Source organism: Microbacterium tumbae (assembly GCF_054780175.1).
The window spans coordinates 265,138-278,366 of the sequence record NZ_BAAGWV010000001.1 but is presented as its reverse complement, the minus strand read 5'-3'; the positions used below and the strand labels follow the sequence as shown (position 1 = coordinate 278,366).

At 71.5% G+C, this 13,229-nt stretch carries 11 protein-coding genes; 4 read left to right on the top strand and 7 right to left on the bottom strand.

Annotation, left to right across the window (positions count from 1 at the left end):
- Positions 1 to 66: 66 nt before the first annotated feature.
- On the top strand, positions 67 to 1,074 hold the full coding sequence (locus ACYVGQ_RS01290) for a PLP-dependent cysteine synthase family protein (protein ID WP_460782685.1): 1,008 nt from the start codon (positions 67 to 69) through the stop codon (positions 1,072 to 1,074).
- Between the two features lie 307 nt (positions 1,075 to 1,381).
- The gene (locus tag ACYVGQ_RS01285; RefSeq protein ID WP_460782683.1) at positions 1,382 to 2,347 is read left to right on the top strand and encodes an ATP-grasp domain-containing protein; all 966 of its coding nucleotides are present in this window, start codon (positions 1,382 to 1,384) and stop codon (positions 2,345 to 2,347) included.
- A gap of 103 nt (positions 2,348 to 2,450) precedes the next feature.
- Here the strand turns inward: ACYVGQ_RS01285 and ACYVGQ_RS01280 are convergent, their stop codons facing one another.
- The 7 genes from ACYVGQ_RS01280 to ACYVGQ_RS01250 form a co-directional block, all read right to left on the bottom strand.
- Entirely contained in the window at positions 2,451 to 3,278 is an 828-nt protein-coding gene (locus tag ACYVGQ_RS01280; protein WP_460782681.1) for a carbohydrate ABC transporter permease, read from the bottom strand.
- Positions 3,275 to 4,222 (bottom strand): carbohydrate ABC transporter permease, encoded by a 948-nt coding sequence (locus ACYVGQ_RS01275; protein WP_460782680.1) that lies wholly within the window; start codon positions 4,220 to 4,222, stop codon positions 3,275 to 3,277. The genes ACYVGQ_RS01280 and ACYVGQ_RS01275 overlap by 4 nt, the downstream gene beginning before the upstream one ends.
- Entirely contained in the window at positions 4,222 to 5,469 is a 1,248-nt protein-coding gene (locus ACYVGQ_RS01270; protein ID WP_460782679.1) for a sugar ABC transporter substrate-binding protein, read from the bottom strand. The genes ACYVGQ_RS01275 and ACYVGQ_RS01270 overlap by 1 nt, the downstream gene beginning before the upstream one ends.
- A 146-nt stretch (positions 5,470 to 5,615) precedes the next feature.
- Positions 5,616 to 6,983 carry an NtaA/DmoA family FMN-dependent monooxygenase gene (locus ACYVGQ_RS01265; protein WP_460782678.1) on the bottom strand — a complete coding sequence of 456 codons (1,368 nt, stop codon included), beginning with the start codon at positions 6,981 to 6,983 and terminating at the stop codon, positions 5,616 to 5,618.
- A complete protein-coding gene (locus ACYVGQ_RS01260; protein ID WP_460782677.1) occupies positions 6,980 to 8,278 on the bottom strand; it encodes an amidohydrolase family protein in 1,299 nt (432 codons plus the stop codon). The genes ACYVGQ_RS01265 and ACYVGQ_RS01260 overlap by 4 nt, the downstream gene beginning before the upstream one ends.
- 32 nt (positions 8,279 to 8,310) lie before the next feature.
- Positions 8,311 to 9,570: an adenosylhomocysteinase gene (locus ACYVGQ_RS01255; protein WP_460782676.1), complete on the bottom strand. Its 1,260-nt coding sequence runs from the start codon at positions 9,568 to 9,570 to the stop codon at positions 8,311 to 8,313.
- Positions 9,567 to 10,328 (bottom strand): hypothetical protein, encoded by a 762-nt coding sequence (locus tag ACYVGQ_RS01250; protein ID WP_460782675.1) that lies wholly within the window; start codon positions 10,326 to 10,328, stop codon positions 9,567 to 9,569. The genes ACYVGQ_RS01255 and ACYVGQ_RS01250 overlap by 4 nt, the downstream gene beginning before the upstream one ends.
- Before the next feature lie 99 nt (positions 10,329 to 10,427).
- Here ACYVGQ_RS01250 and ACYVGQ_RS01245 point away from each other — a divergent pair, with 99 nt between their 5' ends.
- Together ACYVGQ_RS01245 and ACYVGQ_RS01240 are read left to right on the top strand one after the other, a co-directional pair.
- Entirely contained in the window at positions 10,428 to 11,795 is a 1,368-nt protein-coding gene (locus ACYVGQ_RS01245; protein ID WP_460782674.1) for an O-acetylhomoserine aminocarboxypropyltransferase/cysteine synthase family protein, read from the top strand.
- A complete protein-coding gene (locus tag ACYVGQ_RS01240; protein WP_460782673.1) occupies positions 11,792 to 13,000 on the top strand; it encodes an acyl-CoA dehydrogenase family protein in 1,209 nt (402 codons plus the stop codon). The genes ACYVGQ_RS01245 and ACYVGQ_RS01240 overlap by 4 nt, the downstream gene beginning before the upstream one ends.
- The last annotated feature ends 229 nt before the right edge of the window (positions 13,001 to 13,229 follow it).

Here is a 13,229-nt window from a genome sequence, read left to right as displayed (position 1 = left end):
TCCGCTCGCCCTCAACCGACCCCAGAACACCCGCGCCCACCGGCGCCTCCCGTCAGGAAACCTCTCGTGCGCTACGCGAACCATATCGCCGAACTCGTCGGCTACACCCCGCTCGTCCGCCTCAACGCCGTCACGGCCGGAATCCGGGCGACGGTGCTCGCCAAGGTGGAGTACTTCAACCCCGGCGGATCCGCGAAGGACCGCATCGCGGCATCCATCATCGACGCCGCCGAGCGCGATGGCCATCTGAAGGCAGGCGGCACGATCGTCGAGGCCACGAGCGGCAACACCGGAGTCGGCCTCGCCCTGATCGCCCTGCAGCGGGGATATCGGATGGTGTTCGTGGTGCCGGACAAGTTCGACGGGGCCAAGGTGGCAACGCTGCGCGCCTACGGCGCCGAGGTCGTCATCACGCCGACGAGCGTGCCGCCGGAGGACCCGCGGTCGTACTACAGCGTCGCCGCCCGCCTCGCCGCCGAGATCCCCGGCGCCTTCAACCCCAACCAGTTCGCGAACCAGAACGGACCGCGAGGGCACTTCCAGACCACCGGCCCTGAGGTCTGGACCGATACCGACGGCGCCGTCACGCACTTCGTCGCGGGCATCGGCACCGGCGGCACCATCAGCGGCACCGGCCGCTATCTGAAGCAGGCGAGCGCGGGCGCTGTGCGCGTGATCGGGGCCGATCCCGAGGGATCGATCTACTCCGGCGGACCGATCCACGGCTACCACGTGGAGGGCGTCGGCGAGGACTTCCTGCCCGACACCTTCGACGCCTCCGTGGTCGACTCGTACGAGATGGTCTCGGATGCCGACGCCTTCGCGATGACCCGCCGGCTCGCCGCCGAGGAGGGCCTCTTCGTCGGCGGCTCCAGCGGGATGGCCGTCGTGGCCGCCCTCCGCGTCGCGGAGTCGCTCACGGAGGACGACGTGGTGGTGGTCCTGCTGCCCGACCACGGGCGCGGCTACCTCGACAAGCTCTACGACGACGCCTGGCTCGCCGAGCGCGGCTTCGCCGTGCCGGAGCAGCATCGATCCCCGGCCGTCGCGGACGTCGCGTCGATCCTGGCCTGAGCCCTTCGCGGGCGATTGGCCGTCGTCTGCCGCTCCGGCGGTGTCACACTTCAGCGGAGTCACGCGCCTCGGCGGGTCGCCCGTGTGGTCGCCTTCCGGTGGTCGGGGGGTCTCATGTGGTCGCCTTTGACGGGGTGAGGTGGCAACACGAGACACCTGCGTGGGGTGAGGTGGCAACACGAGACACCTGCGCGGGGGGTGGGCCTGCGCGGCGCGGTCGGGCGGTCGGACGGGCAACGGAGCAGGCCGCATTACGCCATGTCACGCGGACGGCCCCGACGGCGCAGGAATCGCCTAGCGTGAGATTATGAGCGTCGAGCCCCGCGTCTACGTGATCCACGAGAATTCCGAATGGTTCCCGCCGTTCGCCGCCGCCTTCGAGGCGGAGGGAGTGCCAGCGGAGGAATGGCTGCTCACCGACGGGTCCATCGACCTCTCCGCCGAGCCTCCGCAGGGCGTCTTCTGGTCGCGCCTCAGCGCCTCCGCGCACACGCGCGATCATGCGGACTCGAAGGAGTACGGCCGTGCCGTGCTGCGCTGGCTGGAGGCGTCGGGCCGCACCGTCGTGAACGGCGGCTCCGTCCTCGAGCTCGAGGTCAGCAAGGTCGCCCAGCACGCGCTGCTGCGGCGCGCGGGCATCGACGTCCCGCGCACGGTCGCCGTGTTCGGAACGGCCGACCTGAAGGAGCGCGCCCGTGCCTTCGACGCGCCGTTCATCAGCAAGCACAACCAGGGCGGCAAGGGTCTGGGCGTGCGCCGCCACGACAGCCATGCCGACTTCGACGCTTGGGTGGACGGGGAGGACTTCGAGGCCTCGCCCGACGGCATCACCCTGCTGCAGGAGTACCTCTGGGCGCGCGAGCCGTTCGTCACGCGGGTCGAGTTCGCCGGCGGGGAGTTCGTGTACGCGGTCAGGGTCGACACCAGCGCGGGGAGTTTCGAGCTCTGCCCCGCCGAGGCGTGCGCGGTCCCGGGAACGGAGGGCTCCGTGGGTGAGGACGTCGTCGAGCCGGAGCCGCTCTTCCGCATCCGCGAGGAGATCGATGCCCGGCATCCGCTCGTCGAGAGCTACCGGGCCTTCCTCCAGGATGCCGGCATCGCCGTCGCCGGCATCGAGTTCATCGAGACGCTGGACGGACGTACGGTCACCTACGACGTGAACACGAACACGAACTACAACCCCGATGTCGAGGCGGCCTCCCCGGTGAGCGGTCCCCGGTCGATCGCGCGCCACCTCGGCGGCCTGCTCGCTGCGCAGGACGCGCTCGTCTGATCCAGTCGCGTCGGCCCGATGAGCGTCGAGCCGCGCGCCTCGAGCATCCGTGCGACGTCGTCGAGGCGTGCGAGCGGGCACCCTGCCCGCCGAGCAGCGAGCGTCAGCGTCCGCTGCCGGCGATGACACCCTCCTTGACGAAGCGCTGAGCGCCCAGCACGAGCACCAGCGCGGGCAGGCTCGCGATCAGCGACGCGCCCATCGTCGCCGCCCAGGTGTTGAGGTTCGAGTTCGCCAGCGCGTAGATGAACACCGTCACCGGGTACATGTCGGTCTTCGTGATGAGCGTGAGCCCGAACAGCAGGTCGCCCCAGGAGAACAGGAACGTGAAGACCCCCGCGGTGATGATCGCGTTGCGCGACAGCGGGACGACGATCCGCCACAGCGTCCCGAGCGGGCCGAGCCCGTCGAGGGTCGACGCCTCGAGCACCTCGGCGTCCAGGCGCAGCATGAACGAGCGCATCAGGATGATCGCGAACGGGATGCCCGCGGTCGAGTTCGCCAGGATGAGACCGAGGTAGCTGTTGAGCACCCCCCAGGTGTTGAATATCGCGTAGAACGAGTTCGCGAGCACGATGCTGGGGATCATCTGGGCGAGCAGCAGCAGGATGAGGCCGAGGCTGACCGCCCGCGAGCGCAGCCGGCTCAGCGCGTAGGACGCCGGCACGGCGACGACGAGGCTGAGCAGGACCGATCCGATCGCCACGATCACGCTCGTCCGAAGACTCTCCAGCCCTCCGCTCGTGAAGGCCGTGGCGTATCCGTCCAGGCTCGGAGCGGAGGGCCACCACTCGGTGTCCGTGGAGTTCGCGCCGGGCTGCAGGGATGCCGAGAGCATCCAGTAGATCGGGAAGAGGTAGACGACGAGGATGGCGACGGTGAGGACCGTCCAGAACCAGCCGCGACCGCGGCGGGGGGAATGCGCGCTCATCGTTCGCTGCGCTCCTGCCTGGCGGACAGCCAGGTGTAGACCACCGCGAAGCCCAGGCTGATGACGAGCAGCAGCATCCCGTAGGCGCCGGCGTGCCCGAACTCGAAGAGGTTGAACGCCGACCGGTAGGCGAGCACGCCGAGGGTCATGGTGCTGTCGGCCGGCCCGCCCTGCGTGAGGGCGAGCACGAGGTCGACGATGAGCAGGGTGTACACGACGCTCATCACGACGAGCACGGAGATGACGGGCCAGATGCTCGGGACGATGATGTGCAGCAGGCGCTTGAACGCGCCGGCGCCGTCCAGCTCCGCGGCCTCGAGGTGCTCGGGCGGGACCTGTCGGAGGGCGGCCGCGAGGATCGTCGACCAGTACGGGAGGCTCGCCCAGACCGCGACGACGATGACGCAGGCGAGCGCCGTCGCGGGGTCGGCCAGCCAGGCGTTCGTCGGCAGCCCCAGGGTGCGCAGGATGTCGTTGATCGCGCCGTCTCCCGCCAGGAGCGATTTCCAGACCGTGGCGACGACGACGGCGGGCAGCAGCCAGGGGATGAGGATGAGGGCCGGCAGCCATCTGCTGCCGGGGAAGCGCCGGGTGAAGAGCAGCGCGAGGAGCATCCCGAGCACGAGCTCGGCGCTGACGGCGACGATCGTGATCGTCAGCGTGTTCGCGATCGCCCTGCCGGTGACCTCCGAGGCGAGGATGTCGGCGAAGTTGGCGAAGCCGACGAAAGGAGCCTCGCCGGTGATGAAGGTCCCGGTGGTGAACTCCGTCGTGCTCATGAACACGCCGTAGCCGAGCGGGAAGAGGAAGAAGAGGGCGAAGAACACGATGGCGGGCAGGAGGAACACCCACAGCTCGAGGTTCCGCCGCCGCACGAGGGTCAGGCCGAAGCGGCCGGAGACGGAGGTCCCCGGCCGCTTCGGCGCCGTCGCGGCTGAGGTCATCAGCCCTGGGCGGCCTTGCTCAGCGCCTCCTCGGCGCTCACGCCGTTGACCGTCGCGTTCTGCAGCGCGTCGACGTACTGCTGCTGCAGGGCATTCCACTCGGTGCCGAGGGACGCCGGGTTGAAGGCGTTCTCGACGGGGGTCACGAATGCCTCGGCCGCGGGGACCTCGGCGACGAACTGCTCCTGAGCCGCGGTCAGCGCGGGGACGTAGCCGCCCTGGACGGCCGTGTCGACCTGGTTCTCCTCGGAGGCGCGGCACTCGATGAGCGCGGCGGCCGCCTTCTCGCGGGTCTCGTCGGCCTGCAGGGCGACCCCATAGGCGTAGCCGAGGAGGCCGACGCTGCTCTCGTCCGAGCTCGTGCCGGCCGGGATCGAGAAGGTGCCGTAGTCGAAGTCGATGCTCGTGTCGACGAGGTTCCACGGGCCGGAGACCGTGATCGCCGCCTTGCCGCTGGTCCACTGGTCGATCGCGTCCCAGCCCCAGTTCACGAACTCCTTGGACAGGCTGCCGTCCTCGACGAGGGTCTTGTAGAGGTCGACGGCGGCGACCGCGCCGTCTCCCGTCACCTCGGCCGGGTCGCCGCCTGCGCTGAGCAGGAAGGGCAGGAAGTACGAGGAGGTGGAGCCGTCCCCCGCGATGCCGGGGAGGGCGATGCCGTAGCGGTCGGAGGTCGTCGTGGCCTTCGCCGCGGCGATGAGCTCGTCGAAGGTCGTGGGCAGCTCGGTGATGCCCGCCTCCTCGAAGGCGGCCTTGTCGTAGAAGATCGAGTAGTCCTCGACCTGGACGGGAAGGCCGTACAGGGCGCCGTCGTACTGGCCGAGGCCGGCGACGGCGTCCGCCTGGCCGTCGGTCGTGACGCCCAGCTCGCCGAGATCGGCGAGGACGCCCTGCGAGGCGAGCTGCGGGAGCTGCGTGTCGGTGCTCAGCAGCGCGATGTCCGGGAGCGACTTCGAGCTCGCCGCCTGCAGCAGGCTGGTCGTGTAGTCGCCGGACAGCGTCTGCACGTCGACCGTGATGCCGAGATCGGCCGCGCACTGCTCGAAGTACTCCTTCTGCAGCGACTGATACGGGTCGAAGTCGATGTTGTTCCAGACCGTCAGCTCGACGCCCTCGAAGGACGTCGGGTCGTCGCCGGAGCCCTCGGGCTCGGCGGGTGCGGAGGAGCAGCCGGCGAGGATGACGGCTGCGGCGAGGCCGACGGCGGGCAGGGCCAGGCGTCGGGCGCGCGAGGAGCGGTGTGCCATGGTGCGGTCCTATCTCGACCGGGCTGTGGACCGGACGATCGGGTGAAGGGAGGGTAGGACGGTAGTCTCACCCGTCCGGGGGCCGGATGTCATGCGTTCGGAAACACGGCGACATGATTCGACGCCCCTCGTCATCCGGCATCCGCTCATCGGCGACGCGCTCCGGCGGGGTGATCGGAGCCCAGGAGGTCGCTGCGGTCGCTCCGCAGCCGTGACCGCAGCGTTCCCTCGCCGGGGAGCCCGCCGAACAGCCCGCGCTCGCGCAGGCGCGGGACGAGCATCTCAGCGAAGTCGTCCAGCGAGCCGGGCGACAGGAACTGGTGCAGCAGGAAGCCGTCGACGCCCGATTCGTCCACGAACCTCTCGATGTTGTCCGCGACCTCATCGGGGGTGCCGATGTAGCGCTCGTCGGCGAAAGCGGTGACGGAGGCGAAACGGCGGCGTACATCGCCGGCGAGCAGCGGCGGTGCGCTCCGGCTCGTCTCGGACGTGTGGGTGTGCGTGGTGGCCTGCTTCGCGATCGGCTCGTCATCGGCGTAGCTGCTGAAGTCGACGCCGCTCCAGCCCGCGTATGCGGCCAGCTGGGCGTCGGCGTTGTAGTGCGCCTGATAGCCGTCCAGCTTCTCCTGCACCGCGTCGCGCGTGCGTGCGAGCACCGGGTTCATGCCGACGACGGCCCGGATCTGCTCCGGATCGCGGCCGAGCTCGGCCGCGCGGGCGCGGATGCCGGCGAGCCCCTGCCTGATCGCCTGCGGATCCGAGTCGCCGACGAAGACGAGCTCGGCATGCCGTGCGGCGAACTCGCGGCCGCGCGGGGACCAGCCGGCCTGGATCAGATACGGCGTGCGCTGCGGGGAGGGGATGCTCAGATGCGGGCCCGCGACCCGGAAGCTCTCGCCGACATGGTCGATGGCGTGCACCTTCGTCGGATCGGCGAACAGGCGGCGTTCCCTGCTGCCGATGTAGGCGTCGTCGTCCCAGCTGCGCTCCCAGAGGTCGTAGACGACCTGGAGGAACTCGTCCGCCCTGTCGTAGCGCCGGTCGTGCGCCAGGACGTCGAGCCCGAAGTTCGCGGCAGCTCCGGGCAGGTACGAGGTGACGATGTTCCAGGCGATCCTTCCCTCGGTGAGATGGTCGAGCGTGCTGAAGCGCCGTGCGTGCGCGAAGGGATGCTCGTAGGTGGTCGACACCGTGGCGCCGAAGGCGATGCGTTCCGTCACGGCGGCGAGGGCGGGGATGTGCAGCAGCGGGTCGTGAGCGGGGAGCTCCACGCCCCACCGCAGCGCCGTCTCCGCCGAGGACCGGTACGTGTCGTAGAGCCCGAGGACGTCGCCGAAGAAGAACAGGTCGAAGCCGGCCTCCTCGGCACGGCGCCCCAGGTCGAGCCAGTACCGCAGGCCGGTCGCGCCCAGGCGCTCGTCCGCCGGATGCGTCCACAGGCTCACGGCGCCGGAGCCGTTCCCGACGCAGGCCTGCTCGTACAGTCCGTACAGCAGCGGCCGCCGCTCGGTCATCGCTGTGCGCTCCTCGCCGCGGGGGCCGTCCAGGCGATCCGTCCGCCGACGATCGTCGCGAGCGCGGGCGGTGCGCTCTCGACGAGCTCGGCGAGAGCATCCCGCGCCACGGCGGCGCCCACGTCGAACACGGCGAGATCGGCGCGCGAACCGGCGGAGATCGTGCCGCTCGGGACCGGCAGCGCGTCGAGCCCCAGCGCCTTCGCCCCGCCGGCGGTCGCGGCGTGCAGCAGGCGTTCGTGCAGATCCGCCTCGGCGTAGCCCTGCTCCCTGGCGAGCCGGTGCAGCTCGGCGACGTCGTCCTGCACGCGCAGCGACGGCGAGGAGGAGAGGGAGTCCGTGCCGACGGCGATCGGGTTCCCCTCGCGCAGATAGTCGGCGATCGGCGGGGCGTCGAGGCCGATGACGGCGTTGGAACGCGGGCAGAGGGCGACGGAGACGCCGCGTTCGCGCAGGAGGGCGCGGTCGTCGGCGTCCACGTAGATGCCGTGCGCGAGGTGCGTGCGCGGCGAGAGTACGCCGAGAGTGTCGAGATAGCGCACGACGCCGAGCCCCGATCCGCTGCCGGCGAGCAGCTCGAGATCGGAGTGCCCGAGCCAGCGCCAGCGCTCCGCGAGCGCTCCGGTGCCGAAGCGGGCGAACTCGTCCTCCGACGCCGACTCCGCGGCGTGGATGTGCAGGCGCACGTCGTGCTCCTCCGCCAGTCGCCCGAGCGAGCGGAACACCTCGGTGTCGAGGGAGTAGATCGCGTGCGGCGAGAGCCCCGTCGCCGGCGGCGCGGGGATGGCGTCGAGCTCGGCGAGCACCCGTCGGGGGCCGTCCAGCATCCAGGCGGGGGTCTTCCAGCCGAACACCTCCCAGAACACGACGCCGTGCAGACCGGCGTCGTGCACCGCCGATCCGGCCGCCGGGTCCGTCACGATCTCGGCCACGGCCGTGGTCCCGGCCGCGATCGCCCGGCGCACGCCGTCGGACGCGGAGGCCGCCCAGTCGTGCTCGGTCCGGTAGGACTTCTCGAAGGCCATCGCCCAGGATTCGAAGCTCGTGTAGGAGCCGAGGCCGACCTCGGCCATGTCCGTGTACTGCAGGTGGGTGTGCGCGTTGACGAGTCCCGGTGCGAGGACGCCGTCCCACTCCCGCCGATCGGTGATGCGGTCGCCCAGCCTGGCGCCGAGGTCGTCGTGCGTGCCGACGGCGAGGATGCGGCCGTCGGCGACCGCGACGGCGCCGTCGGCGATGGGTGCGGAGGCGACGGGGAGGACGGTGCGTGCGCGGTGCAGGGTGAGAGTGCTCATGGGCGTCCGGTTCGGTCGTGCGGGAAGGGGAGTCAGGGAGTGATGTCGCGAGGGCGCCAGGATGTCAGGGCGGCGCGCTGCGCGGCGGACACGCGGTCGAGGCCGCCGCCGAACGCGGCGAGGGCGAGGGCCGCGACGCGATCGTCCGCAGCGGCGGGAAGGGCGTGCACCCCGGGAGAGAGCGCCCCGCGTTCGGCGAGGAGGTGGTCGACGGCGGAGAGCTGCACGCCGAACGACAGGTCCATGACCTGGATCGGGTTCCCCTCCGCCGCCGACACGTTGATGCAGTTCCCGTCGTCGAGCACGCGGATGCTGCGCCCGTTCGGCAGTCGCAGCGTCGAGACGGCTCCGTGCCTGGCGGTCTCCACCGCTCCGGCGACGGCCGCATCCTGCAGCGAGATCTCCTGGAAGACGCCGCCGCCGACGGCGACGGCCGCCCCCTCCGGCAGGCGTTCCAGATGCTCGACCGTGACGGTGTGCGCGACGCCGGTGGCCGAGATGAGCACGTCGGCGTGCGCCGCGGCATCCGCGAGCGGCTGCACGGCATAGCCCGCGAAGGCGGCCTGCAGGGCGGAGACCGGATCCACCTCGGCGACCGTCACGCGCGCGCCGAGGGCCGCGGCGTGGCGGGCGATGCCGCTGCCTACCCTGCCGAAGCCGGCGACGACGACGTCGCTGCCCGCCCACGGCCGGTCGAGCAGGTCGGCGATGGCGAGCACGACGGACTGGCCGGTGCCGTGCGCGTTGTCGAACAGCGACTTGGTGCGCGCGTCGTTCGCCGCGACGACCGGGATGCGCAGCTCGCCCAGGCGCTCCATCGTGCGCAGGGGTCGGACTCCGCTGGTGGTCTGCTCGGTCGCCCCCGCCATGTCGGGGAGGATGCCAGGCCGCTCGGTGTGCGCGAGGCGGATCGTCGCCGCGCCGTCGTCGACGATCACCTCCGGGCGGTGATCGAGCAGGGCCAGCGCGTTCGCACGGTCCTCCGCGTCGCCCGCCTCCCGGCGCGCGTAGGTGGGGATGCCGGCGTGCACCAGCGCGGCGGCGACGGCGTCGTCGGTGTCGCGGCCGACGCAGGACACGGCGACCTCCGCACCGGCCTCGGCGAGGAGCAGGGCGACCGTCGCGGTCTTCGGCTCGAGGACGTCGGACACGGCGACGCGGATGCCGCGGACGCGTCCGCTCGCGCTCAGCTCGGCGGCGATCGCCGCGGATGCCGGCATGAAGGAGCGTGCCCAGGCGATCCGCTCCGCGCCCTCGCGCCACAGCCGCGGGTCGGCGATCCGGCCGGTCATGCGAGCGCCAGCTCTGCGAGGAGGGCGTCCGCGGCGTCGGTGCGGACGGTGAGGATCGAGAAGGCCAGGAGCAGATCCGCGATGTGCGCGGACAGCGGCGATCCCGCGCTGAAGACGCCGGGGGCCTCGACGACCCAGGAACCCTCTGCCGCCGTTCGCACGGAGGGACGCACCTCCTCGCCGGGCGTCGCGAGGAGCGCATCCCCCGAGGGCGACGCGTCGATCGCGACGCCTCGCCGGGCGGTCGCGTCGGCGGGCGCGTGCCCCTCGCCGGTCACGACGAGGAGATCGGATGCCGGGAGCACCGCTGCTGACGTCGTGCGCACGCCGTCGAGGTGCGCGGCGAGCCTGGCGACGGGATCCGCGACGGCGCGGGTCGCGCGGGCGCCGCCGCGGGCGAGGGCTCCGGCGATCACGGCGGCGAGGGGGCCGTCGCCGACGACGAGGGCGGAAGCGGCGGGGAGCACGAGGTTCGTCCTGCCCGCCAGTGCGCGGACGATCTGCTCGGAGCGCGCATGCGCGAACAGGGCGCCGAACGCGCGCGTCCGCTGCGGTTCGGCGGCCTCCGCATCCTCGACGACGCGCAGATCGGCCTCGGCCTCGGCGAACGCGGCGGCCTCCGGCGGAAGGGCGGGGAACCGCCAGCCGAGCGCGCGATGCCCCGGTGACGGATGCGCGGCGATCGCCGCCCTGGCGAGCGGGAAGCCGCCGGTATGCGCCGTCGGGGATGCGGCGTCGCGCGAGGAAGCTGCGGTCACTCCGTGACGCTACCGCGACAGAGGGGTCGGAGGGGCGATCTGTGACCTCGCGTGACGCGGCCTCAGCGGCGGAGGACCCGGTCGTCTAGCGTCGAGGCGATGAGCGAGCCGCAGGTCCCCGAGTCCCTTCCGCACGAGGTGCTCGATCCCGTCTACGACTGGGACGGCTTCGGCTTCGACACCCGGCAGGTGCATGCCGGCGAGTTCGAGGAGACCGTCTACGGCGCGAGGACGCCTCCGATCTACCTCAGCGCGGCATTCCGGTTCGAGTCCTTCCAGGAGAGCTCGCAGCGCTTCGGCGGCGAGGACCTCGGCCAGATCTACTCGCGCAACCTCAACCCGACCAACGGCGTCGCCGAACGGCGGATCGCCGCTCTCGAGGGCGGCGCCGGCGCGATCGTGGTCTCCTCGGGGCAGGCGGCGATCAGCGCGGCGATCCTGTCGCTGACCGGCAAGGGCGAGCGGTTCGTCTCGACCGCCAGCATCTACAGCGGCACCCGCATCCTGTTCGGCCGCTCGTTCGCCCGCTTCGGCGTCGAGGTCGACTACGTCTGGGATCCGGCCGACGAGGCCGAGTGGGAGGCCTCGATCGGCCCCGACACCAAGGCGATCTTCACCGAGACCATCCCGAACCCGAAGAACGACGTCATCGACATCGCAGCCGTCGCGCGCATCGCCGAGCGCCACGGGCTTCCCCTCATCGTCGACAACACGATCGGCACCCCGTACCTCGTCCGTCCGCTGGAGCAGGGCGCCCACGTTGTCGTGCACTCCGGGACGAAATTCCTGTCGGGACACGGCGCCGCGCTCTCCGGGATCATCGTCGACGGCGGCGCCTTCGATTGGGCGGGCAGCCCGCGCGCCTATCCGGGGATCACGGATCCGGTCGGCCCTGGCAAGCCGTCGGTGCTGGAGGCATACGGCCGAAATGCCTATGAGCTGTACCTGCGAGGCGGGATCGTGAACGACCTCGGTCCTGCGCTGTCGCCGCTGCACGGGTTCCTGCTGCAGCAGGGCATCGAGACGCTCTCGCTGCGGATGGAGCGTCATGTGGAGAACGCACGGCGGATCGCCGGATGGCTCTCGCAGCATCCGGCCGTCGAGAGCGTCGACTACGCAGGCCTCCCGGGACACCCGCAGCACGAGATCGCCGAGCGCACCCTCGCGGGGCGATCGGGCTCGGTGTTCGCGGTGACGCTGCACGGCGGCAGACCCGCCGCGGAGGTCTTCGTCGACAGTCTGCGCGTCTTCAGCCGCATGACGAACATCGGCGACGTGCGGTCGATGGCGCTGCACCCTGCGACCACGACGCATCAGTCGTTCCCGCAGGAGATCCGTGACCGGCTCGGCATCGCCGACGGCCTGGTCCGGCTGTCCGTCGGGATCGAGACGGTCGACGACCTCATCGCCGACCTCGATGCCGCGCTCGCCGCCGTCGGACGCCACCTCGGACAGGAGAACCGATGACCGCTCGCACCCACTGGACGGGCACGGCCGACCGTGCGGAGAACGAGCACTGGCGTGCGATCGCCGAGCGCGTCGCGGGGCAGCTCGCCGTGGACGTCCGCGAGCGCGAGCGCGCCGGCGCCGTCCCCCGCGCCGAGGCGGAGCTGCTGCGGAGCTCCGGTCTCCTGGGCCTGCTCGAGCCGACCGAGCTCGGAGGCGGAGGCGGACACTGGTCCTCGGCGTTCCTCGCGGTGCGCGTCATCGCCCGCGTGGATGCCGGGATCGCCCAGCTGCTCGGCTACCACTATGCGAACTCCGCGAACGTCCCGCTGATCGCGGCGCCGGGAGAGCGCGAGCAGTGGCAGCGGCGCAGCATCGAGCAGGGCTGGCTGTGGGGCGACTCGGTCAACCCGGTCGATCCCGCGCTCACGCTCACGCCGGAGGGCGAGGGCTATCGGCTGGACGGCGTCAAGCGGTTCTCCACCGGCTCCTCCGTCGGCGACGTCATCCTCGTGAACGCCGTCGTCTCCTCGGGACCGGACGAAGGGCGATTCGCGTTCCTCGTGCTGCCGGCCGGCCATCCGGGCGTCGAGGTCGTCGACGACTGGGACTTCCTCGGCCAGAGGCTCTCGGCCAGCAACTCGGTGCGCTTCCGGGACGTCGTCGTCGGGCGGGAGCTGCTGCTCGGCTTCGGCACCGACGAGTGGTTCCCGCAGCTGCTCACGCCCGGCATCCAGCTCGTGTTCGGCAACCTCTACCTGGGGATCGCGGAGGGCGCGCTCGCCCAGGCGCGCGAGCTCACCAACGCGCGTCCGAACGCGTGGTTCCTCAGCCGGGCGGAGCGCTACCGCGACGACCCCTTCGTGCAGCGCCTGTACGGCGAGCTCGTCTCCCGGGTCGCCGCCGTCGAGGCCCTGGCGGACCGCGTGAACGAGGAGTACGACGCGGTGGTCGCCCGGGGGGATGCCGTCGACGAGCGGATCCGCGGCGACATCGAGGTGCGCGTGGCGCAGCTCAAAGTCGTCTCCAGCGACACGGCCGTGGATGTGGCGAACCGGGTGTTCGAGGCGACCGGATCCAGCTCGACGGCGACGAAGGTCGGTCTGGACGCGCACTGGCGCAACGTCCGCACGCACTCCCTGCACGACCCCGTGGACTACAAGAAGCTCGAGGTCGGGGCCGACTTCCTCCTCGGTGTCCGCCAGCCCCTCTCGCTCTACACCTGAGTCCCCGCTCGTCGGCGCCCCTTCGCTCGTCGAGCGGGGACGGCGGAGCGGGCTCCTCCTCTCGTTCGTCGAGCGAGGACGGCGTGTGGATCATCCGTTCCCGTTCGTTGAGCGAGGACGGCGGAGCCGACCGAGTCGAAACGGGTTTCGTGGGAGGCTGCGTTTCGACTCGCCTCCGGCTCGCTCAACGAACGGGAAGGCGATGGCCCGCTCAACGAGCGGGGCGGGG

Coding starts and splice junctions, on each gene's coding strand:
- ACYVGQ_RS01280 (WP_460782681.1), bottom strand. CDS start 3,278: ATGAGCGCGCATTCCCCCCGCCGCGGTCGCGGCTGGTTCTGGACGGTC.
- ACYVGQ_RS01265 (WP_460782678.1), bottom strand. CDS start 6,983: ATGACCGAGCGGCGGCCGCTGCTGTACGGACTGTACGAGCAGGCCTGC.
- ACYVGQ_RS01255 (WP_460782676.1), bottom strand. CDS start 9,570: ATGACCGGCCGGATCGCCGACCCGCGGCTGTGGCGCGAGGGCGCGGAG.
- ACYVGQ_RS01270 (WP_460782679.1), bottom strand. CDS start 5,469: ATGGCACACCGCTCCTCGCGCGCCCGACGCCTGGCCCTGCCCGCCGTC.
- ACYVGQ_RS01285 (WP_460782683.1), top strand. CDS start 1,382: ATGAGCGTCGAGCCCCGCGTCTACGTGATCCACGAGAATTCCGAATGG.
- ACYVGQ_RS01245 (WP_460782674.1), top strand. CDS start 10,428: ATGAGCGAGCCGCAGGTCCCCGAGTCCCTTCCGCACGAGGTGCTCGAT.
- ACYVGQ_RS01260 (WP_460782677.1), bottom strand. CDS start 8,278: ATGAGCACTCTCACCCTGCACCGCGCACGCACCGTCCTCCCCGTCGCC.
- ACYVGQ_RS01240 (WP_460782673.1), top strand. CDS start 11,792: ATGACCGCTCGCACCCACTGGACGGGCACGGCCGACCGTGCGGAGAAC.
- ACYVGQ_RS01275 (WP_460782680.1), bottom strand. CDS start 4,222: ATGACCTCAGCCGCGACGGCGCCGAAGCGGCCGGGGACCTCCGTCTCC.